23 protein-coding genes and 1 pseudogene are annotated in these 21,499 nt (G+C 60.3%); 16 read left to right on the top strand and 8 right to left on the bottom strand.

Annotated features, from left to right (window positions below):
• Window positions 1-381: 381 nt before the first annotated feature.
• A complete protein-coding gene (locus tag C7I87_RS23745) occupies window positions 382-570 on the bottom strand; it encodes a hypothetical protein (protein ID WP_149906483.1) in 189 nt (62 codons plus the stop codon).
• A gap of 520 nt (window positions 571-1,090) precedes the next feature.
• Between C7I87_RS23745 and C7I87_RS23740 the strand changes: the two genes are divergently transcribed.
• Window positions 1,091-1,303 carry a cold-shock protein gene (locus C7I87_RS23740; RefSeq protein ID WP_149906482.1) on the top strand — a complete coding sequence of 71 codons (213 nt, stop codon included), beginning with the start codon at window positions 1,091-1,093 and terminating at the stop codon, window positions 1,301-1,303.
• A gap of 224 nt (window positions 1,304-1,527) precedes the next feature.
• On the opposite strand, the gene C7I87_RS23735 is transcribed toward C7I87_RS23740, so the two are convergent.
• Both C7I87_RS23735 and C7I87_RS23730 read right to left on the bottom strand, forming a co-directional pair.
• Window positions 1,528-1,989, bottom strand: a complete 462-nt coding sequence (locus C7I87_RS23735; RefSeq protein WP_149906481.1) for a Ros/MucR family transcriptional regulator — start codon at window positions 1,987-1,989, stop codon at window positions 1,528-1,530.
• A 1,048-nt stretch (window positions 1,990-3,037) separates the two neighbouring features.
• A pseudogene (locus C7I87_RS23730) lies at window positions 3,038-3,307 on the bottom strand (IS3 family transposase); the annotation flags it as partial.
• 131 nt (window positions 3,308-3,438) lie between these two features.
• On the opposite strand from C7I87_RS23730, the gene C7I87_RS23725 reads away from it, so the two are divergent.
• From C7I87_RS23725 to C7I87_RS23655, 15 genes are all read left to right on the top strand, one after another.
• Window positions 3,439-5,430, top strand: coding sequence for a conjugal transfer protein TraG (locus C7I87_RS23725; protein WP_149906480.1), 1,992 nt, complete (start codon window positions 3,439-3,441; stop codon window positions 5,428-5,430).
• Between the two features lie 5 nt (window positions 5,431-5,435).
• Complete coding sequence (locus tag C7I87_RS23720) at window positions 5,436-5,879, top strand: CopG family transcriptional regulator (RefSeq protein ID WP_149906620.1); 444 nt, start codon at window positions 5,436-5,438, stop codon at window positions 5,877-5,879.
• A gap of 215 nt (window positions 5,880-6,094) precedes the next feature.
• Entirely contained in the window at window positions 6,095-7,093 is a 999-nt protein-coding gene (gene trbB, locus C7I87_RS23715) for a P-type conjugative transfer ATPase TrbB (protein WP_188393970.1), read from the top strand.
• 52 nt (window positions 7,094-7,145) lie between these two features.
• Window positions 7,146-7,406, top strand: coding sequence for a TrbC/VirB2 family type IV secretion system protein (locus C7I87_RS23710; protein ID WP_245262400.1), 261 nt, complete (start codon window positions 7,146-7,148; stop codon window positions 7,404-7,406).
• Window positions 7,406-7,669 carry a VirB3 family type IV secretion system protein gene (locus C7I87_RS23705; protein ID WP_149906478.1) on the top strand — a complete coding sequence of 88 codons (264 nt, stop codon included), beginning with the start codon at window positions 7,406-7,408 and terminating at the stop codon, window positions 7,667-7,669. Before C7I87_RS23710 ends, C7I87_RS23705 begins: the two co-directional genes overlap by 1 nt.
• A gap of 13 nt (window positions 7,670-7,682) precedes the next feature.
• Window positions 7,683-10,232, top strand: a complete 2,550-nt coding sequence (gene trbE / locus C7I87_RS23700; RefSeq protein WP_149906477.1) for a conjugal transfer protein TrbE — start codon at window positions 7,683-7,685, stop codon at window positions 10,230-10,232.
• Entirely contained in the window at window positions 10,229-10,978 is a 750-nt protein-coding gene (gene trbJ, locus C7I87_RS23695) for a P-type conjugative transfer protein TrbJ (RefSeq protein WP_149906476.1), read from the top strand. Before trbE ends, trbJ begins: the two co-directional genes overlap by 4 nt.
• Before the next feature lie 11 nt (window positions 10,979-10,989).
• The gene (gene trbK-alt, locus C7I87_RS23690) at window positions 10,990-11,316 is read left to right on the top strand and encodes a putative entry exclusion protein TrbK-alt (RefSeq protein WP_149906475.1); all 327 of its coding nucleotides are present in this window, start codon (window positions 10,990-10,992) and stop codon (window positions 11,314-11,316) included.
• Complete coding sequence (gene trbL / locus C7I87_RS23685) at window positions 11,313-12,710, top strand: P-type conjugative transfer protein TrbL (protein ID WP_149906474.1); 1,398 nt, start codon at window positions 11,313-11,315, stop codon at window positions 12,708-12,710. The genes trbK-alt and trbL overlap by 4 nt, the downstream gene beginning before the upstream one ends.
• Window positions 12,707-13,393 (top strand): conjugal transfer protein TrbF, encoded by a 687-nt coding sequence (trbF, locus tag C7I87_RS23680; RefSeq protein WP_149906473.1) that lies wholly within the window; start codon window positions 12,707-12,709, stop codon window positions 13,391-13,393. The genes trbL and trbF overlap by 4 nt, the downstream gene beginning before the upstream one ends.
• Window positions 13,390-14,430, top strand: a complete 1,041-nt coding sequence (gene trbG, locus C7I87_RS23675) for a P-type conjugative transfer protein TrbG (protein WP_149906472.1) — start codon at window positions 13,390-13,392, stop codon at window positions 14,428-14,430. Before trbF ends, trbG begins: the two co-directional genes overlap by 4 nt.
• Window positions 14,427-15,638, top strand: a complete 1,212-nt coding sequence (locus C7I87_RS23670; protein ID WP_149906471.1) for a TraB/TrbI/VirB10 family type IV secretion system protein — start codon at window positions 14,427-14,429, stop codon at window positions 15,636-15,638. The genes trbG and C7I87_RS23670 overlap by 4 nt, the downstream gene beginning before the upstream one ends.
• Window positions 15,635-15,769: a DUF2274 domain-containing protein gene (locus C7I87_RS23665; protein WP_149906470.1), complete on the top strand. Its 135-nt coding sequence runs from the start codon at window positions 15,635-15,637 to the stop codon at window positions 15,767-15,769. Before C7I87_RS23670 ends, C7I87_RS23665 begins: the two co-directional genes overlap by 4 nt.
• Window positions 15,770-15,779: 10 nt before the next feature.
• Window positions 15,780-16,010 (top strand): DUF2274 domain-containing protein, encoded by a 231-nt coding sequence (locus C7I87_RS23660; protein WP_149906469.1) that lies wholly within the window; start codon window positions 15,780-15,782, stop codon window positions 16,008-16,010.
• A 587-nt stretch (window positions 16,011-16,597) separates the two neighbouring features.
• A complete protein-coding gene (locus tag C7I87_RS23655) occupies window positions 16,598-17,776 on the top strand; it encodes a TlpA disulfide reductase family protein (protein WP_149906468.1) in 1,179 nt (392 codons plus the stop codon).
• 541 nt (window positions 17,777-18,317) lie between these two features.
• On the opposite strand, the gene C7I87_RS23650 is transcribed toward C7I87_RS23655, so the two are convergent.
• The 5 genes from C7I87_RS23650 to C7I87_RS23630 form a co-directional block, all read right to left on the bottom strand.
• Window positions 18,318-18,734 carry a LysR family transcriptional regulator gene (locus tag C7I87_RS23650; protein ID WP_149906467.1) on the bottom strand — a complete coding sequence of 139 codons (417 nt, stop codon included), beginning with the start codon at window positions 18,732-18,734 and terminating at the stop codon, window positions 18,318-18,320.
• 33 nt (window positions 18,735-18,767) lie between these two features.
• Complete coding sequence (locus C7I87_RS23645; RefSeq protein ID WP_149906466.1) at window positions 18,768-19,370, bottom strand: acyl-homoserine-lactone synthase; 603 nt, start codon at window positions 19,368-19,370, stop codon at window positions 18,768-18,770.
• 75 nt (window positions 19,371-19,445) lie between these two features.
• A complete protein-coding gene (locus tag C7I87_RS23640) occupies window positions 19,446-20,195 on the bottom strand; it encodes a helix-turn-helix transcriptional regulator (protein ID WP_188393969.1) in 750 nt (249 codons plus the stop codon).
• A gap of 446 nt (window positions 20,196-20,641) precedes the next feature.
• Window positions 20,642-21,073 carry a type II toxin-antitoxin system VapC family toxin gene (locus tag C7I87_RS23635; RefSeq protein ID WP_149906464.1) on the bottom strand — a complete coding sequence of 144 codons (432 nt, stop codon included), beginning with the start codon at window positions 21,071-21,073 and terminating at the stop codon, window positions 20,642-20,644.
• Entirely contained in the window at window positions 21,070-21,369 is a 300-nt protein-coding gene (locus C7I87_RS23630) for a hypothetical protein (RefSeq protein ID WP_149906618.1), read from the bottom strand. The genes C7I87_RS23635 and C7I87_RS23630 overlap by 4 nt, the downstream gene beginning before the upstream one ends.
• Window positions 21,370-21,499 lie beyond the last annotated feature (130 nt).

The raw sequence follows: 21,499 nt of genomic DNA, 5'->3' as shown, positions 1-21,499 counted from the left end.
GTTCCGACAATCCACAAACACGTCTGATCTCCGGTCCGGCAGATCTCCAGCGTGCGAACAACTCGTAACCCCGCCGCTACCTCTAACGAAACAAGGCCGCCCACGGCAGCAACAATTTCAAGCGTCTTGAGCGAGAGTGAGGTAGGTCAATTAGACTCCAGAGAGAACTCTCGAGAGCTACGATGGGCGTAAGTTACTCATATCCACAGCCTTACCAGGTCCTCGCTAGAGGGGCGCGGTATCGCTTTCATGATCGCGTGCGCATCGCTTTGTGCTTCGACTGAAACGCTACGGACTGCTTTGGCGCTATCAATCTCCTCAACCTTGAACGTTTGCATAAGTCCGCTTCATCGCACCTGAGCGATGGTCGTGACGCCACGTTTAGGCGTCAGACTTGCCGTTTTCACCTTGCAAGGCCCAACTCGACCTAATTCGATCGCTGGCCTCCAGGTAAGCCATGTCGACCAAATAGGTCAGCAGGCTTTCCCCGTCAGCCTGCACCGTCTGACGAATCTCTCTCAACATCGCTTGGACAAACTTCAAGTTATCCAAGTTTTTTGATGGCTTCATGGAATCCCCCTCCAACAAAGACAAGTTAAATGACGTTTCAAACGATTCAATAACGACGAAAAACCCGCTTTAGCAGGGCGTTACGGAACCGAACAACCGAGCAGTGAGACCACAAAACGCTGCTCTAGAAATACTTACGGCGCCTTCATCTGTTTTTTACCGATAAGTAAAGCTTGAGAGTGGATTTCGATGGCGCAGAACTCTCACATTATGTTGTTTTAAACAAGCTTAACCCGTAAAATTCAGGTTGCGGTGGCTGGGCCGCAAACGCGCAAGCGCTGCCTCCCGTGCATTGCTGATGACACAAGAGAGGTGGCTACCTCCGACGGCAAAGTTCAGAACCTGCTCTGACACCGGTGGACGGGAGTCTGTTGGCTGCAGGGCAGCGCGGAACTCCATATGACGGCCGCGATTGTCGGTCCAATCGATCCTGCCTTGCATTTCACGATATTGCTGCGTTTATGGAACCGGTTTGGCTTTTAAGCCCAAATCGCGATCAATCGTTAGGAAGGAATAGAGTATGGCAACTGGAACCGTGAAGTGGTTCAACAGCACCAAGGGCTTCGGCTTCATCACGCCCGATGGCGGCGGCCAAGACGTGTTTGTTCACATTTCCGCAGTCGAGAGAGCAGGTCTTTCGACCCTCGCCGACGGCCAGAAGATCAATTACGAGATCGAGCAGGACCGCCGCAGCGGCAAGTCCTCGGCCGGAAATCTTAGCAAAGCAGGTTGACCGCCCGGCGTAAGCCGGAATGACGCGGAAGTCGCGCGTGTAACTGGCTGTCGTTCAGCGCGCGCGGCAACAGGGCTCATTCGGGAGCCGCAGTTGGTTTTCTGAGCCTTTCGGCAATTCTGGCAGGACCAGAAATGTCAAGTGAGGCGGGGGGTCCCCGCCTTTGGTATCGGCATACGGTCCGGGCGGCTGTAATGCGCCAAGACGATCGGCCGGCCGATCAATCAGCCTGTAGGCTCATTGCGTATCCGCTTCGCAGGCTCTGGGTTTTCCATTTGCGTGGGTTTGCGTCCAAGACCCATGGCCTTGGCCAATGCCGACCGTGCGACGGCATAATTTGGCGTCACCATAGGATAGTCCCTCGGCAGACCCCATTTGGCACGATACTGGTCCGGCGTCAGCCCGTAGTGGACAGACAGATGCCGCTTCAGCGACTTGAACTTCTTCCCGTCCTCCAGGCAGACGATGTAGTCCGGCGTCACCGATTTCTTAATCGGAACGGCAGGCTTCAGAGCTTCCGGCTTCTCGTGCGCCACGCCGGCCGTGCTCTTCAGTGCTGCATGCACCTGGCCGATCAGGGCCGGAAGTTCGCCGGCCGGAACCGGGTTCTTCGAGACATACGCCGAAACGACATGGGCAGTGAGCTCAACAAGGACATCAGTATTGTCCTGGGCTTCCTCTGCCACGCAACGCTCCTTTGGCATGATCAACAAGCGGCGAAGCTTCCTTTTTAGAGACGACCCGACCCGAGCGCAATGATGTTCGGTGATAGCCGTGTTGATATCGTCTACTACTTCAAGAACCGGTGCGGGTCCCAACAAAGACCGTCGGTATCGCGGCCCAGTGGATTATATACTGCTTGGACCGCTGGCCGAGTAGCTTCTTGGGGAATTAGGACCGGGCGGCTCGAGAGAGCACGTCGAACTGTCTGCCACAGGACCTGGTCGGCGACGCTGCTGCGGACCCATCCTTTCGAGCGGGGGCGGGAGCTTTTAGTTCGAACCGCGAACTCGATCAGACGTGCGCCATCAGTGCGTTCGCGTTCGGCATCGAAGGGCAGCCAAGATCACAGTTCCGTGCCGAGAACTGACGGAAACGTTGCTCGACAACCCTCCCGGTAAAGCGAGTCCAGGCCTCGTCTTGCAATCGGGAAGGTCTGTCGTTTCCTTTTTTGCGAGTCCGCTAAAAAGTCTTCGGTACAACCCACTTTTGTGGTCTGCCCTGTCACATTTTTTGCGTTCGTCGCGCGGTAGCGTGACGCTTGGCTAGTGCGGCCGGAAAGTTCAGAGAAGCTGGAATTGAGCTGAAGGCCAAGCTTGTCAGGGGCAGGCCGAACCAGGAACGCAAATCCTCATTTGCAAGGGATGGCAAAGGTGAAGGACCCACAAGACGGCTCAGACCGTCGTGCTCGACAGCAATAACTATTCTCGACAGGGGACCATCATTATCCAACTGGCGGTTGGGAGGAACAGCCGGCTGAAAGAGGACGACGGAAATGATGCGCTCAGGAGATGGGTGGGGCGACATACACGAGCCGATTGCACGGTTTCTCTGCAAGAAATGGCGGACCGGTCGCGCAATCAACCCGCCATCGCGAACTGTTCGCGCCGGTGGAGGCTTCGCTGTTTGCTGTCCGCAGGATGAAGCGCGTAGCAGATGAACCCTGCGCCATAGACCCATTCTTAACCGCTTGCCGCGTTTTGCGGCGTCTGGCCTGCTTGGGAAACGGGGCTGAGCTAGCGTAGCTTGTTCCTTGAACTCGACCGGCTCAGATAGCCGAGGGTCGGGTGCCTTCGCCGAGGGCCGTGGAAGCGCTCGATGTAATCGAACATCGGTCCCTGGCGTTATCCCTCGTCCTGGAGACCTTGCGGGCTGTCCGCTCGGTTTTCAGCGAGGAGAAGAAGCTTTCCATCGCAGCATCGTCCCAGATCCGAGGCTCATTGATCAGGTGATGCCATGATCGATCATCGGCCACAGGAACTGCTCGCGGGCGGATTGCGATCCCATGCCCAGCGCAGATCGCAAGTCTTTTTAGGTCTGGTTACAACGAGCTGCCGCGATGAAGCCTTACCTCTTGCACTGCTTGTGTTCGTACTCTGCTTATTCGCTCCCTAGATGTTGAATCGGGAGTCATGATGCCGGCAACCAGAATATTGTGGGGTCAGATCGTCGCTGTTTTCACCATCGTGCTCACGACCACGTGGGGAGCAACGCAATGGACCGCCTGGCAGCTAGGTTACCAAGAGCAACTTGGTTCGCCCTGGTTCGAACTCGTTGGCCAACCGATCTATCCGCCACCGGCATTTTTCTGGTGGTGGTTTTTCTACGACGCCTATGCACCAACCGTCTTTGTTGAAGGCGCGATGATCGCGGCGAGCGGCAGTTTCATCGCGATTGCTATTGCTATCGGCATGTCACTATGGCGAGCGCGCGAGGCCAAATACGTGGCAACCTACGGCTCGGCGCGCTGGGCTGTGCGAAAGGAGATCGAAGCTGGAGGACTGCTCGGCGTCGATGGCGTGGTTCTCGGGAAGCTTGATTTGGACTACCTTCGCCACGATGGTCCGGAGCATGTCCTGTGCTTCGCGCCGACCCGAAGCGGCAAGGGCGTCGGCCTGGTCGTGCCAACCCTGCTGACCTGGCCGGGCAGCGCAATCGTTCACGACATCAAGGGTGAAAATTGGGAGCTCACCGCTGGCTGGCGAGCACGTTTCGGCCGTGTGCTGCTGTTCGATCCAACCAATGCTGCGTCAACCGCATACAACCCGCTGGTGGAAGTCAGGCGTGGCGTTTGGGAAGTCCGGGATGTCCAGAACGTCGCTGACGTGCTGGTCGATCCAGAGGGGTCGCTGGAACGCCGGAATCATTGGGAAAAGACCAGCCACGCGCTGCTGGTCGGCGCGATCCTGCATGTCCTCTACGCCGAGAATGACAAGACACTGGCCGGTGTTGCCAAGTTCCTCTCCGATCCGCAGCGGCCGATTGAGACGACGTTGCGAACCATGATGCTAACCAAGCACCTCGGCGATGCCGGTCCGCATCCCGTTGTAGCATCGGCAGCACGTGAACTGCTCAACAAATCGGAGAATGAGCGCTCTGGCGTGCTGTCGACCGCTATGAGCTTCCTTGGCCTTTACCGCGATCCGGTTGTGGCCCAGGTGACGTCCCGGTGCGATTGGCGCATTGCTGATCTGGTTGAGAACGCGCAACCCGCGACACTCTATCTGGTCGTGCCGCCATCGGATATCAGCCGCACCAAGCCGCTTGTACGGCTTATCCTGAATCAGATCGGCCGCAGGCTAACGGAGGATCTTCAGGCGAAGGATCGCCGGCATCGCTTGCTTCTGATGCTCGATGAATTCCCGGCACTTGGCCGGCTTGATTTCTTCGAGTCGGCCCTCGCGTTCATGGCCGGTTATGGCATTAAGTCGTTCCTTATTGCCCAGTCACTCAATCAGATCGAAAAAGCCTACGGGCCGAACAATTCCATTCTCGACAACTGTCATGTGCGTGTGAGTTTCGCGACCAATGACGAGCGGACCGCCAAGCGCGTCTCCGACTCGCTGGGAACGGCAACCGAAATGCGGGCGATGAAGAACTATGCCGGGCATCGTCTTTCACCTTGGCTTGGGCACCTCATGGTCTCGCGACAGGAGACGGCCCGCGCGCTGATGACGCCCGGCGAGGTCATGCAGTTGCCGCCGACCGATGCCGTTGTGATGGTCTCTGGACTATCGCCGATCCGCGCGAAAAAGGCGCGCTATTTCGCAGATCCGCGCTTTGCCGAGCGCGTTCTTTCTGCGCCCAAGCCCGTAACCACGGGCGCCCCTTCGCGCCCCGACGACTGGACTGGACTGGCGCTTGCCAAGGTGCCAGAGGCGCAGGCGGGACTTGCATCGTCTCACCAACAGGACAGTGATCCTGACAATGGCGGTATCCGCCGCCAGCCCGAATTGCCCGAACATGAGGATATCGCGCCGGAGCCCACGCTTGTGCGTAATGATGAATTCGATCTTGATCGCGACGAATCCGACGATGAGGTTGCCCGACGACGTTCGGTCGACCAAACGATGCGGCGCACCGCGCGACAGGCCGCACTCGATCCCAAAGACGGAATCGAACTTTGACCTCCATGAAGAAGCGCCGTCTCTCAGCCTATCTGGAACCGGCGGTCATGAATGCGCTTGCCGACTACGCCGCAAAGAGGGATGTGTCCCTGTCGCTGATCGCCGAGGCGGCCATCGCTTCTTTTCTCTCCCCGGATTCTGAGGAGCGAAAAGAGGCGGCAATCACAAGGCGCCTCGACCAGATCGATCGGCGCGTTCAGCGCGTCGAACGCGATCTCGGCATCTCGATCGAGACGCTGGCCTTATTCGTGCGCTTCTGGCTCACCTCAACCCCGGCCTTACCTGACACCGCTCAACCTGAAGCGCGCGCAAAAGGTCGGCAGCGCTATGACGCTTTCATCGATGCGCTCGGGCGCAGATTGAGCAAGGGACCAAACCTCAGGCAAGAAATTGCCGAGGACATTGCGCCTCCATCATCGGCGGACACGGCTGAGCCGCACGCGAAATAGCGAGCAGAGGCGGTCGGCCAGATCGATTGCACCGCATTTTGCAAGTCTCTGCACGTCGCCTTGCCTCCGGTCGTTTTCCTTGTTGCAAGGTAGCCGTTCCTGCTTCTTCTAATCATCCCCGTCAGCGGCGCGAAACAAAATCGCCCGGGAAAATGGGGATCATCGTGGCAGACAATCAAAATGCCGGCAGGGAAGCGATATCGCGCGGGGCGCGCATGCTGCGCACGGCGCTGGGCCCGGCTATAGCCGAGTTTCTTGAAGATCCCTCAATCGTCGAAGTGATGCTGAACCCAGACGGCCGTCTTTGGGTCGACCGGCTGAAGGAAGGCCTATCTCCCGCCGACGAGATGCTGATCCCGGCCGATGGCGAGCGGATCATCCGGCTCGTTGCCCATCACGTCGGCGCCGAAGTGCATTCCGGCTCGCCGCGCGTCTCGGCCGAACTGCCGGAAACTGGGGAGCGGTTCGAGGGGCTGCTGCCGCCCGTCGTTTCAGCGCCCACCTTCGCGATCCGCAAGCCGGCCGTCGCGGTCTTCACGCTCCAGAACTACGTTGCCGCCGGTATCATGACGGAAGCCCAGGCCAATGTGCTGCGGCTCGCTGTCGAACGGCGAAAAAACCTGCTCGTAGCTGGCGGCACTTCGACGGGCAAGACCACGCTCGTCAACGCGCTGCTGGCGGAGGTGGCAAAAACCTCCGACCGTATTGTCCTGATCGAGGATACGCGCGAGCTGCAATGTGCTGCACCCAATCTTGTGGCCCTGCGGACCAAGGAGGGGGTCGCCTCTCTCTCCGACCTGGTGAAGTCGTCGCTGCGGCTTCGCCCCGACCGCATCCCGATCGGTGAGGTACGCGGCGCGGAAGCACTCGATCTCCTGAAAGCATGGGGGACCGGACATCCCGGTGGCATTGGCACTATCCACGCCAGCACTGGCCTTGGGGCTCTGCGTCGACTTGAGCAGCTCGTGCAAGAAGCCGTCGTCACTGTCCCGCGTGCGCTCATTGCCGAAACGATTGATCTTGTCGCCGTGCTTGCCGGCCGCGGTTCGGCACGCCGTCTTGTCGAGATCGCGCTCGTCGACGGGCTCGATCCCGTCACCGGCGATTACCGCATCCTCGAAGCCAAAATCGAGGCCAGGCCAGAAGCGAATTCGCAGTCCTCATTGGAGCCAAAGAATGAACCCGATCCCCTTCATTTCATCATCTATCCGTAGAACTGGTACGGTCTTTCTGCCGGTCGCCGCTACTGCTGCGGTCGTTGCCACCATGATCGTGCCTGCCCACGCGGCGGGTTCATCCATGCCCTGGGAGCAACCGCTTCAACAAATCCTCGAATCGATCGAGGGACCGGTTGCCAAGATCGTCGCGGTGATCATCATCATCGTCACCGGCCTGTCGCTCGCTTTCGGCGACACCTCAGGCGGATTCCGGCGGCTGATCCAGATCGTGTTCGGATTGTCGATCGCCTTCGCAGCGAGCTCGTTCTTCCTGTCGTTCTTCTCGTTCGGCGGCGGAGCGCTGATCTGATGGAACAGGATGTTCGCGGCTTCTTCGTACCGGTCCACCGGGCGCTGACCGAACCGATCCTTCTTGGCGGCGCACCACGTGCGGTGGCTATTGCGAACGGAACGCTGGCCGGCGCGGTTGGCCTGGGGCTGCGCCTCTGGTTCGCCGGCATCGTGATCTGGGCCATCGGTCATTTCGCGGCAGTGCTGGCAGCCAAGCGCGACCCCCAGTTCGTCGATGTGGTGCGCCGACACCTGCGCTACCCCGCGCAGTTCGGCTGCTGAGTGGTTTTCCCAAATGATGAACCTGATCGAATATCGAAAACGGCCATCCTGCCTCGCCGACTATCTGCCCTGGGCCGCATTGGTGGCCCCGGGCATCGTGCTCAACAAGGATGGCTCTTTCCAGCGCACGGCGCGTTTTCGTGGTCCCGACCTCGACAGTGCAACACCGGCCGAACTGGTCGGCACGACGGCACGCCTCAACAATGCGCTGCGCCGTCTCGGCTCCGGCTGGGCAATCTTCGTCGAAGCTGCTCGGCTTGCAGCGCAACACTATCCGGCAGGTCTTTTCCCCGACAGCGCCTCGGCGTTGGTGGATGTTGAGCGCCGTGAACAGTTCGAGGGTGAAGCCGACCGGGGATCGCCCGGGTGGGGCAGTGGCGAGGCGCATGGTGAGCTCTTCGAGAGCAGCTATTTTCTCACCTTTGTCTGGCTGCCGCCGACCGAAGAAGGATCTCGGATGGAGAGCTGGCTCTATGAGGGCCGGGAAACAAGCGGCGTTGATGCGTGGGAACTGTTGAAAGGCTTTGTCGACCGCACCGACCGCGTTCTGAATCTTATCGAAGGTTTCGTTCCCGAGGTCGACTGGCTCGACGATGGCGAGACGCTGACCTACCTGCACTCGACAGTCTCAACCAAGCGCCATCGCGTGCGTGTTCCCGAGACGCCGATGCATCTCGACGCGCTGCTGGTCGATCAGCCGTTCGCCGGCGGACTGGAGCCGCGATTGGGCGAGTTTCATCTTCGCACGTTAACGGTCATCGGATTCCCGACCACGACCTTTCCTGGAATCCTCGACGAACTCAACCGACTTGCGTTCCCATACCGCTGGTCGACGCGGGCAATCATGCTCGACAAGACCGACGCGACCCGCCTGCTCACAAAAATCCGCCGGCAGTGGTTCGCCAAACGGAAGTCCGTTGCGGCGATCCTCAAGGAGGTGATGACCAACGAGGCCTCGGTCCTGGTCGATACGGACGCGGCCAACAAGGCCGCCGACGTCGATGCGGCATTGCAGGAACTCGGCTCCGACCAGATCGGCGAAGCATACGTCACCGCGACGGTGACGGTGTGGGATCTCGATGCAGGAATAGCTGACGAGAAGCTGCGGCTGGTGGAAAAGATCATCCAGTCCCGCGATTTCACTGCCATCGTCGAGCGCGTCAATGCCGTCGAAGCCTGGCTCGGCAGCATCCCAGGCCAGGTCTATGCCAATGTCCGCCAGCCACCTCTTTCGACGCTGAATCTCGCCCACATGATGCCTCTCTCGGCAATCTGGGCAGGGCCGGCAAGCGACGAGCATTTTCGTGCAGCACCGCTGTTCTTCGCCCGGACCGAAGGCACGACGCCGTTCCGGTTCAGCCTGCATGTTGGTGACGTCGGCCATACGCTTGTCGTCGGTCCTACCGGCGCCGGCAAGTCGGTTCTGCTCGCACTGATGGCGTTGCAATTTCGCCGTTATCCAGACAATCAGATCTTCGCCTTTGATTTCGGCGGCTCGATCCGTGCGGCCGTGCTTGCCATGGGCGGAGATTGGCAGAATCTCGGCAGCAGTGCGTCGAGCGGTCAGGGCCCGGGCGATCCGCTTGCGGTACTCTCATTGACTGATCTGCCTGACGGCGCCGAGGACGTCTCGCTGCAACCTCTGGCCGGCATCCATCACACGCCCGAACGGGCCTGGGCGGCCGACTGGCTCGTCGACATTCTCCAGCGCGAAGGTGTTCCCGTCACGCCGCAGGTGAGGGAATATCTGTGGTCGGCGCTGACGTCGTTGTCCTCCGCACCGGTACAAGAGCGGACGCTGACCGGCCTGTCGGTATTGCTGCAATCATCGTCGTTAAAGCAGGCGCTGCGACCCTATTGTATTGGCGGTCCCTACGGCCGGTTGCTCGACGCCGAGCACGAGCGTCTCGGCGAAGCCTCCGTTCAGGCCTTCGACACCGAGGGTTTGATCGGCACGGGTGCTGCTCCAGCCGTGCTCGCCTATCTCTTCCATCGCATCGAACAGCGGATGGACGGACGGCCGACGCTACTGATCATAGACGAGGGCTGGCTGGCGCTCGATGAAGGTGGTTTCGCCGACCAGCTCCGCGAATGGCTGAAAACGCTTCGCAAGAAGAATGCTTCCGTCATCTTCGCCACGCAATCGCTCTCCGACATCGATGCCAGCAAAATTGCGCCGGCAATTGTCGAAAGCTGTCCAACGCGGCTCTTCCTGCCGAACGAGCGTGCCATTGAGCCGCAGATCACGGATATCTATCGACGCTTTGGATTGAACGACCGCCAGATCGAGATCGTCGCCCGCGCGACGCCCAAGCGCGATTATTACTGCCAGTCGCGGCGCGGCAACCGGCTGTTTGAACTCGGCCTCGGTCCGATCGCGCTCGCTCTTTGCGCCGCCTCATCGAAAACAGATCAGGCGGCGATCGAGCGGATCATAGCTGAAAGCGGTCGCGAACATTTCTTGGAAACCTGGCTTTCCGATCGCGGTCTCTCCTGGGCCGCTGACCTCGTTGCCCACCTCACCAACATCATCGATCAATCCGCAAAGGAGATTCCGTCATGAAGTCCGTCCGCAATTGGCTCCGTGTTCCGCATTTGGCCGCGGCCAGTGTTGTCGTTGTAGGCATCGTCCTGTCGTGCGCGCCCGCATCGGCACTGATCGTCTTCGATCCCAGAAACTATGCGGAGAACGTCCTTTCCGCCGCACGAGCGCTGGAGCAGATCCAGAACCAGGTCACCTCGCTTCAGAACGAGGCGCAGATGCTGATCAACCAGGCGAAGAACCTGACCTCACTGCCGACGTCGCTGCTTGGGCGGATCGAAGGCAATTTCTCGCAGATGAAGAGCCTGCTCGGGGAGGCGGACAAGCTTGCCTATAGCGTCCAGGACATCGAGAGCCAGTTCAAGTCGACCTATGAGAATTTCGGCTCGGATCTGTCCAGCCGGCAGCTTGTCGATGGTGCGCGAGATCGCTGGCAGACTTCGGTTTCATCATTCGAGCATTCGTTGAAAGCCGGGGCCGTCGCGGTTGACAACATCGAGGGGACGCGAGAGCAGACGAGCACGGCCGTCGACGCTAGCCAGTCGGCCGTCGGCATCCTGCAGGCGACGCAAGCTGGCAACCAACTTCTCGCCGTCCAGGCAAGGCAGATCGCCGATCTGACTGCGATGATGGCCGCGCAAGGACGGGCCGCTGCGCTGGAAAGCGCCAGGCAGGCCGCGGCGCAGGAACAGGCCCGAGAACAGTTCAGCCGCTTCATAGTCGGCAAAACCTATAGCCCGTCCTCTGTTCGCATGTTCCACGACTGAGGTTTTCTCCGATGGACGTGAAGACAGCCGCCCGCTTGATCGGGGTGACGGCGCTCGCACTAGCGGTCGCCATCACCATCATCTCGCGCAATGACGACAAATACCCCGTTCGGCCGACCCTGCGCCCGGCAGACCCCGATGGCAGTCCGCTGATCGGTGAGCTCATGCGTTGCCGCGCGCTTGGCGAACAGGCGACCCGCGACATTGCGTGCAAGGCGGCTTGGGAAGAAAGCCGACGCCGCTTCTTCATGCCTGCCGACCGCGACAAACCGGCGTGGCCGGCCGATGATCGCTTTGGCCGGATCGACCGCTCGCTCGGCGAGGACAAGACGCCATGAACGATACCGGCGTCATCGATCGCTTTCTCGAAACCTTTACTCGGTACATCGATTCCGGCTTCGGCCTGCTCGGCGGCGAGGTGGCCTTTCTCACTTCGACTCTGATCGTCATCGACATCACGCTCGCCGGCCTGTTCTGGGCCTGGGGCGCTGACGAGGACGTTCTGCACCGGCTGGTCAAGAAAACGCTCTATATCGGCTTCTTCGCCTTCATCATCGGTAATTTCAATCGCCTCGCCGGCATCATCTTCGAAAGCTTTTCGGGGCTCGGCCTGAAGGCGGGCGGGTCGACACTTTCCGGTTCTGCGCTGCTACAACCAGGCCGGGTCGCGCAGGTTGGTATCGATGCCGGCAATCCGATCCTCGAAGCGGCCAGCCAATTGATGGGCTACGTCTCCTTCTTCGAGAATTTTGTCCAGATCGCGGTACTGATGATCGCTTGGGCGATCGTGCTCATCGCCTTCTTCATTCTGGCCGTGCAGATCTTCGTCACGCTGATCGAGTTCAAGCTGACGACACTGGCTGGCTTCGTGCTGACCCCGTTTGCGCTGTTCAACAGGACCGCTTTTCTCGCCGAAAAGGTGCTCGGCAATATCGTTGCTTCGGGCGTGAAGATCCTCGTGCTCGCCGTCATCGTCGGCATCGGCTCGGGCCTCTTTGGCGAGTTCACGCAAGGCTTCGCCGAACAACCCACGATTACCGATGCATTGTCGCTTGTGCTCGGCGCGCTCTCACTAATGGGGCTCTCGATCTTCGGCCCTGGCATTGCGACGGGCCTTGTGTCCGGCGCTCCGCAACTCGGTGCAGGTGCAGCCGTCGGCACCAGCATCGCCGGCGCCGGTCTCGGCGCTGCGACTTACATGGGCACGCGTGCAGGGCTGAGTGGTGCAGCAAGTACTGTTGCCGCGGGAGCCCGCATGTCGGCTGCTGCGGCGCGCGGCGGTGCGCATCTGGCGGGAAGCACGTCGACCGCCTATGGACTCGCCACTGCTGCCTCAGGACAGAGCGGCGGCGCCGCAGTTGGCGCCGGTCTCGGCGGTATTGCCCGGGCCGGGATCGGGGCCGCCGTCCAACCGGTCAGGCAAGCCATGTCGCGTGCCGCGTCGGGGCTGAGCAGCAGCAATCAAGCGGGTCGCTCAGCCGGGTGGACTGCGACTGGCGGGCAATCGCCTGTCGGCAGCATGGGCGAAGCCGCAAACGCTTCCTCATTTGCCGGATCGCCCACCGCATCCCCTTCGAACTCCACAGCCGGCTCTCCGCCGGAATGGGCCACTCGCATGAAGCGCAGCCAGGCCATGAGCCATGGCGCCAGTACGGCCGCTCACTCCATCCGCTCAGGCGATCACGGCGGTGGCTCGATGAATGTTTCTCTCCATCAGGATGACCACCGATGAACCCTTTCAAACGACCTTCCGTTCGTTATGGCACGAGGCCGCAGCCCGAGACGCCGTACCAGCGTGCCGCGCAGGCTTGGGATGAGCGCATTGGTTCGGCGCGCGTTCAGGCGAAGAACTGGCGGCTAATGGCCTTCGGTTCCCTCGTGCTCGCCGGCGGCTTCGCCGCGGCTTTGGTCTGGCAGTCGACGCGCGGCTCCGTCGTCCCCTGGGTCGTTCAAGTAGACAAGTTTGGTGAGGCGCAAGTGGTCGCCTCGGCCATGGCTGACTTCAAGCCGACCGATCCGCAAATCGCATGGCATCTCGCCCGCTTCATCGAACAGGTGAGAAGCATTGCGGACGATCCCGTCATCGTGCGTCAGAACTGGTTGCGCGCCTACGACTACACGACCGATCGTGGCGCCATCTCTCTCAACGACTACGCCCGCCTGAACGATCCTTTTGCCAAGGTTGGCAAGGTTCAGGTCGCGATCGACGTCTCAAGCGTTATCCGTGCCTCACCGGATTCGTTCCGCGTCGCCTGGACCGAGCGCCGCTATGAGAATGGCAGCCTGGCCAGGACCGAGCGGTGGACCGCCATTCTCACCATTGTCATTCAGCAACCCCGTGATGCCGAGCGGCTGAAAGCCAATCCGCTCGGCGTCTATGTCAATGCCATAAACTGGTCGAAGGAGCTTTCATGATCGATCCCGCACGAACACCGACAGGGAAATGGGCGGCGCGTGCGCTTACCGCAGGCCTGGTATCGGCGACGGCGCTCGTCGGCTGCGCCTCGAAAAAATACATTCCGCCGGAGGTCGGTTATGATGATGCCGCGCCCGCACTGAGGAAAGCCGATCCGTCCGGTCCAGTGAAGGTGGTGGAGCTTCCAAAACCACTCCCGCTACCCGGCCAGTTGAAGCCCGTCGGCAGCGGCAAGGCCAAGGCCGAGGCTGCCGACCCGAAGCTGCGTATAAGCCAGGCGAATGAAGCCGCGCGAATGCAGCCCGTCCGCGACGGCTTCATCAATGCGATTCAACTCTATCCCTGGAGCGAGGGCGCGCTGTACCAGGTCTATGCCGCTCCCGGTCAGGTCACCGACATTGCGCTGCAGCCCGGCGAGCAGCTTGTCGGCTCCGGTCCTGTCGCCGCCGGCGACACGGTGCGCTGGATCATAGGCGATACGCAAAGTGGGGCAGGGGAGCGCTTGCAGGTCCATATTCTCGTCAAGCCGACGCGTCCTGACCTCCAGACCAACCTGGTCATCAACAGCGACCGGCGCACCTATCATCTCGAGCTGCGCTCGATCGAGAAGACGTACATGGCATCGGTTTCATGGCAATACCCGCAGGATCAGATCATTGCGCTCCGGCGCCAGAACGCGGAGGCTTCCGCCGCGCAGCCTGTGGCGTCTGGCGTCGACATCCAAAAACTCAACTTCCGCTATCGCATCGAAGGTGACCCAGCGCCCTGGAAGCCGCTGCGCGCTTTCGACGACGGCGCAAAAGTCTATATCGAATTCCCTTCGGGCATCGGCCAGGGCGAGATGCCGCCGTTATTTGTCATCGGTCCATCCGGCAACTCCGAATTGGTCAACTACCGCGCGCGGCAAAACTATTACGTCGTCGACAGGCTGTTTGCCGCGGCCGAATTGAGGCTGGGGGACAAGACGAGCGAGAAGCGCGTCCGCATCGTGCGAACGGACGGCAAGTTACAGCGCCGCGCGGGGCTGTTCCGATGAACGACACTGCCAATTCATCGCACCCGGATATCAGGACGGAATTGCGGCTGCGCCCCGAACCCGCCAGGGTGACGCGGCTGTCGCGCAAAGTGCTCGTCGGGCTTGGTGGCGTCGCAAGCGTCGCGATCCTCGGAACGCTGATCTGGGCACTCGATAGCAGACGACGGGGCAACGAGCAGCCGTCCGAACTTTTCACGACGGAAAACCGTACCACCGCCGACGGACTGCAGAGGCTGCCGATGGACTATTCGGGCGTCCCGAAACTCGGTCCTGCTTTGCCTGGCGATCTCGGACGACCGATCCTGCGCGCGCAAGAGCGCGGACAACTGGTCCAGGTGCCGGACATCCGCACACCGCGTGCCGATCCGGACGAACAACGCCGCCTAGCCGAGATCGAGGCCGCCCGCGTGGCGAAGCTATTCACCGACAGCAACGCGCGGGCCAATCCTGCGCGACAGAGTTCTGCCGCGAACACTGGCGGCGATGTCTTGTCAGGCTCCGCGCCGCTGTCCGAGTCACCGGCGCTCGACCTAGGCCCGGCTCAAAATATGCGGGATGGCCAGCTTGCTTTCGTCAATGCCAAGCCTGATCGCCGCACCGTCAGCCCCGATCGTCTCGCCGAAAAAGCCTCGCCCTACATCGTGCAGGCCGGAACGATCCTCCCGGCCGCTCTCATCACCGGCATTCGGTCCGATCTTCCCGGCCAGATCACCGCTCAGGTCACGGAGAATGTCTTTGACAGCCCGACAGGATCGCATCTTCTGATTCCGCAAGGCGCGCGACTGATCGGGCAATATGACAGCCAGGTCGCCTTCGGTCAGTCGCGCGTGCTGCTGGTGTGGAACCGGCTCATCATGCCCAATGGCACCTCGATTGTGCTGGAGCGCCAGCAGGGTGCGGATACTGAAGGGTTCTCCGGGCTCGAAGACGAGGTTGACCATCACTGGGGCCAACTGTTCCGGGCTGCCGCGGTCTCGACCCTGCTCGGGATAGGGACGTCTCTTGGTTCCAGCAACGACGAAAGTAATATCGCCAAGGCCATTCGCGAAAGCGCACAGGATTCAGCTTCCAACATTGGCCAGCAGGTGGTGCGCAACCAGCTTAGCGTCCAGCCGACACTGACCATCCGGCCAGGGTTCCCGGTTCGAGTGATCGTCAATCGCGATCTCGTTCTGGAGCCCTACAGTGAAGCGAAGGATCCGTCATGACCAAGCTGAAATTTTCTGCAATTCCCGACGATCGGCCGGTCAAGATCACGCCGCGGACCGTTCGTCTCGATCTGACCGCCTATGCCGATCCTCTGAACGGTCAACATAACTCTGTCGCACTTTGTATATAGGAGGCGGCGCATGGGCAACCTGAAACTTGGCCCATTGCCGAAATTCGGGACGGTCCGCATGACAATTGTCCTTCCCGAGCCGCTCAAGGATGAGCTAGAGCGCTATGCGGCGGAATACAGCCGCATGTATGAGCCTGTCGAGGCGGCGGCTCTGGTCCCCCATATGCTCGAGACCTTTATGCGATCCGATCGCGGTTATCGCAGCCGCAAGGCACAAGCGGCGAGGGGACAAGTCCGGTGACATGGGGGTCGGCCGTCTCGAGACGGGTGCGGGCGTGCACCTATCTGACGCGGAAGGGATCATCCGCCTGGCGCGCCAAATATCGGCCGAGACCAATGCGGAGATCCGGGCCTCGGTGCCGCAGTGATCTCCGACAGACTTGAGGTCTGCACCATGCGCTTCACGCGGCTCATCTGAGGCACAGCGAGCAACAGGTAGGACTGTTCTGGGCAACTGCGGTGGTCCTCTACGTGTCCTGCTCGCGACAGAGCGGCAGCCCGCGCCAGCGCCGAAGTGCTGCTGCTAGACGAGCCGACCATCGATGTTGGCCGCCGGCGAGCGGCTACCCTTTCCTGCCAGTGTCCAAAATCGGACAGCGACAGACGCCATGTCGGTTTTGCTACAAAGGGCGATCTTGGCCGATGAGAGCGTCCTGAGCAAAGCCGTAGGCTTACTGGCCCTGAGCGTGGTGGCACGGCCTTTGCTTAAGCTGAAGAGCGGCAATACTGAGCGAGGGCTGCCACACGCTTCGGTCGCGTGTTCCGTTTCCCGGGAAAAACAAGATCGCGCAAAAAGTTGCGCATTTGGCAATAGCTTTGGAGAGCGACATGGTGCTTCGAATGGATTCCCCGGCCCCTGCGGTCAAGGTGCAGAGCTGGCTGCGTGGCGAGCCGCTGACAGCGTTCCAGCCTGGGAAATTGTACATCGTCGAATTTTGGGCGACGTGGTGTGGCCCCTGCCTGGCGGCGATGCCCCATCTGGCGCAGCTGCAGGACAAATACAAAGACAGCGGCCTCGAGGTCGTCGCAGTCGCAGCTTCTGAAGATGCTCCAACCGCGGACGAGGCGCGAACCAAGTTGGACGCGTGGTTGACCGAAAACTGCTCCTATCTGAATTATCGGATAGCGTTCGACTTCACAGGCGAAATGAAGAAGCTTTGGATGAAACCCAGCCTCTCCCTCGGGATTCCGACCTCCTTCGTGGTGGATCGTGATGGCGCCATCGCCTTTATCGGTCATCCGATGGAACTCGATGAGGTCTTGCCCAAAGTGATGAACGGCCGCTGGCGCGCCAGCAAGCAAGCGAAAGCCGGTGATGCGAAGCGGGTTGCCGAAAATGAAGCCGCAATGCGCGAACGAGCGGTGAAGATGCCGATCATGGAGAAGTATCATGCCGCGTTCAAGGCACAGGAATGGCACACAGCGCTAACGGCCATCGAAGAGGGCGTCGCCTTGTTCCCGGACGATCCCAATATCCGCACGTGCCATGCAACTCTGCTGCTTCACAAAATGCGCGACATGCGGGCGGGCTTGCCGGTCCTGCAGCTCGTCGTTCGCGACGCGATCAACAAAAATTCCGTGGATTGGCTGTCACACGTCCTGGAACAACTCTTCCATCCGGAGGAGGACTATTCGTACCTTCCGTCTGCCGAGCGCTTCGCGATGGGCAAAGAGCTATCCGAACACATCCTGACTCTGGATCCCCCGGCAGGCGACGGCGCCTTCAAGTTCCTAAATTATCCGGCGCTCGGTCAGTATTTTTACGAGAACGGCGACAAGGATCGCGCGATCGAGTTGATAGAAGTGGCCCTGAAATCGCTCGCCGACTGGAAGGATGGCCAGGAAAAAATGAAACGCCGGATTGGACAGCGATTGCTGCAGGCCCTGGCCAACTACAAGGGTGAGCAGGTTTGCTCGCAAGATCTTTGTGTGGCTCCACAACAGGATTTCCTGAAACCAAACCGCACCCGGAAGACGGAAGGGGATGACACGTCGGAAAATGCTTGAGCCTGACTGGGCGAATTGTGGGGCGGGTGCACGCGCGCCGCAAGCAGACAGTAGAAGGCGATTGACGTCTGGGCCTATGCGCCGTCGCCATCCTGGGTTGGATGGATGCGGTCCCTGATCCTTTCTCTTTGCACAGTAGCAAAGGCCTGCCTCGCGAGCTCAGGCGGGACGTCGTCAATGATGGCAGGTTGGCGCCGCGCCCAAAAATCGGTGAGCTAACGTCGAGACATCGGTTCTCCAACAACGGAGCGTCTTCGGCGCGAACCATGTCGGGAGCGGTACTCCTCGCGCTGTCCCGCTGGCTGCGTAGCCAAGATGCAGGACTTCACCTGCATCCCAAGAACCAGCTCTGCAGCCGCCGCTGGATTCAGCGTGAAGTCTGGACGCCACAAGCTGTTCGGTCGTCAAGCCGGCTGCAAGCAGATCCAACCAGATTTGGCTGCGCCCGTGTTGTGGCAGTTCATGCCACGGATCGAGCGTTCGCTTGGGGCCGCCGCGACATCAAAGGCCGCGAATTTCGCGCGCGGGCGATCTATGGGGATCAGAGCTCGGGATGATGTTTACGCAGAAATGCGACGAAAGCAGGTAAGTTGGGATTCTTGTCCAAGCAGGCAACAACAGCACTGAGAAACCCGCAATGGCAGGGTGGACCGTCCGATCCGATCGGCAGCGGCTGACCATCGCTGTGGCCTGCTGATTCAACCCCCTGAAGCGTGTCGTCCAGATCTTTCAGAATGTGTCGTATTTTGGCCAGGAAACAGGCGCTGACGGCCGTCGCCCTGACCCCTCCCGGGTGGCGGTCGAACAAAGTCACGCCCAGCCTCAATTCGAGATCTTTTATGCGCCTGCTAAGCGCGGAATGATGAATCCCCAGTCGCCGGGAGGCGCCGAGGAAGCTTCCCTCCTCAGCGACAACGGTGGCAAAATGAAGCGTGAGAAGCTGGATGGAGCGGCGCATGGCACCTCTTCCGTGCTCGGACCTGACTCGCGACTACGATGCGGATTTATTGTTGCTTGGGCTGCGTGTCTCACGAAGCCTTTGCAACGTGCGTTCATCAAAACGGGCTGTCACCGCGACCGTCTCTTCCCCGGCGATCATTTTCGGCAGACCCAGAGGCGTCACCTTGAAATGCAACTGAACCAGGCGCAGCAGCCAAAGCGGGTTCATTTCGATAATGATTGTGTCCACCTCGCTACCCAGGCCCCACTCGACGATGCCGGACAACAGCGCATTGGCAACCGGGCTCAGCATCCGTCCCCGTTCGCGATATTGCGGCTCGACGCAGTAACGCGACCATTCCCAGATGTTTTCTCCCACTGGACGGGCGCCTTCGCACAACTCCGGTAGAATGTCCGACAGAAGATGAGGTCGCGTCGACGGCAGCAAGCGTTGGTAGCCGACCACACGGTCCTGCTCGGTGAAGAGCATATGGACGGCACGCCTGTCGTCAAAGCGGTCGACTTCACGACCGTCTTCACGCCACAGGTCCGTCCAGCCCTTTTCCTCGACAAACACCTTGTGGCGAAGACGGAACGCCTGATCCAATTCCGCCTGATATTCGTCGGCATTGTGCGACGTGACGACATGAAGCATCTCGGTTGTCCTCCAGTTTGGAGGCCAACCAATGGTTCATCGCGGACCGATGCGGCATCACGCGATTGCGTGAGGCTAGCTGATCAGCCCCAGGCGGAAAGCTGTCGTGACGGCCTGCACGTTGCTTGTCACGCCGAGCCTCTGGCGCACCAATCGCAGATGCGTATCTGCCGTGTTGCGGCTGATGTTCAGGTGATCGGCGATCTCGACGACGGTGAGGCCTTCGGCAACCCAGCGCAGGACGTCCTGTTGTCGAGGCGACAGACGCACCGGTGTCGAGGCCTGTTTGCCATCCGCAAGAAGGGCCGCGCATCCGAAGGCGCAGGCGGCGACCAACTGAAAGGCGAGACGGTCGTGAGGACCCGGCTCGAGCTTCTCCCCTGCAACAGAAAATCCAACAGGCTGTCCGTTCAGTGTCGCGAACGGAACCGTGAAGCCGTCACGCAGATTAAACTCTGATGCCTCCGCCATGATCTGTCGGCCAAAAGAACAAACCCGGAAAATTTGATCCATCTCGCTCCACCGGAAGGGCGTGACCCCACGCTTCACAAGCTGAATGGTAGGATCGCGATGGAGATAGCCTTTGGAGAAATAGCGCTCCGACCATTGCTGCGGCCAGGCGTCAAGCAGCACATCGGAAATCTGCTCGCGCCTCAGCGCACGCGGCGGCGGGATCGGTCCTGCCAGCACGTTTCTGGCGCCAAAGCGCTGGGCATAGGAAATCAGGTGCTGACAGATTTCCTGCTGGCTTGAACTCTTGCGGATCTGATTGAGAAACTCGAACGTGTCATCGAGGTGCCGACGCCAAAGCGCAGGTGCTTCCATAACGCATTGCTTCCATGATGGTGATGGTAGTGGGTGGTTGGGGGCTTGGGGTGGATTGCAGGCATCAAGCTGCCGCATGGCTGGTCGACCGGTGCCGGTCGACAACTCTCCTCGATTCTTGTTGCACCAGTTGAGCAAGTTGCTCGGGGTAAGGTACAGCAGGATGCCAATCGCGAAGCCGACCGACCGATCCGTTCCCTCGTATATTGCTGGATGCTCGGGCAATGGCGTGTGATTGCATCTGCCTATGCTCATTTCGAGTATATCAAGAATGTTGCTTCCAGCATCGTCGGAGTCAACCCCCAACAACAGGCAGTATGGCCCTGCGACAGTCCGGCTGGCTCAAGCGGAAGAAACTGAGCAGTCCGCAGCCGATTGGGAATCAGCCCGCCGATCCTAAGTCCAGCCGTCTTGCCCTCCCGAGCAATCTTTAACCCGCCAACGGGTCACACCGATCCGCGTAACGGATTGATGAATTCGAGTCCGGCAAAGTCCTTTTCGTTATCCGTCACCACCACGCACTCGTTCGCGCCGGCGACACCGGCTATGATCATATCGAGCCCGCTGCGCGGCTGGCCGGTCGCTCTGCCTTCGGCCATCAGTCCGGCCCAGATCAGTGCCGCCTTGTCGTCGAATGAGAGGATACGGTTCGCAAACAGCGCTTGCGGCCCATCAGACCCCGAGAACCACTTGTCGAGCGCGCCGCGCTTTTTGCCTTGCGGCTTCTCCAAAATACCGCGGCGGATCTCAGCAAGCGTCAGCGACGCGATGAACAGATCCTCGTCGCGCTGAGACGACATCCATGCCATGAGCGATTCCGATGGCTGTGGTTTGACTACATTGCTGATTATGTTGGTATCAAGCAGGTAGCGCGTCACAGATCGACCTTGCGCCCTTCTTCGCGGAGCCGCGAAAAATCGAGATCGGCCCCCACCAGCGGCGACCGCAGCAACGCGGCGAGGATTCGGCCAGGCTTGGGTGGCTCGCCGGCGATCGACTTGCTCACGGTCGCGCGAAGTTCAGAAGCTTCGGGGGTATCCTCCGACAGTCGCCGGGCAAGCGATCGGATAAGATCGCGATCGGCGTCCCGACCAAGCACTTCGAAACGCGTCAGGCCGCGCAGGGCAAGTCGGGAGCGGTATTGTTGGATGGCACGCTTCTGTGAACTTCCCATAGTGAACCCTTTGATTTCCAGTAATATAGCCAGAAACAGAAGTTTCGACAAGGAGTGGGCGGTCGGGCGCAATGCGCGGGCGGCGACGAGACGGACGTGCTCGGTCAGGTTGGTGTGCGTAGCGAAAAAA

It is taken from the genome of Mesorhizobium sp. SARCC-RB16n, assembly GCF_008520305.1.
Taxonomy (GTDB): domain Bacteria; phylum Pseudomonadota; class Alphaproteobacteria; order Rhizobiales; family Rhizobiaceae; genus Mesorhizobium.
The sequence above is the reverse complement of the archived record's forward strand: the minus strand, read 5'-3'. Positions and strand labels throughout refer to the sequence as shown.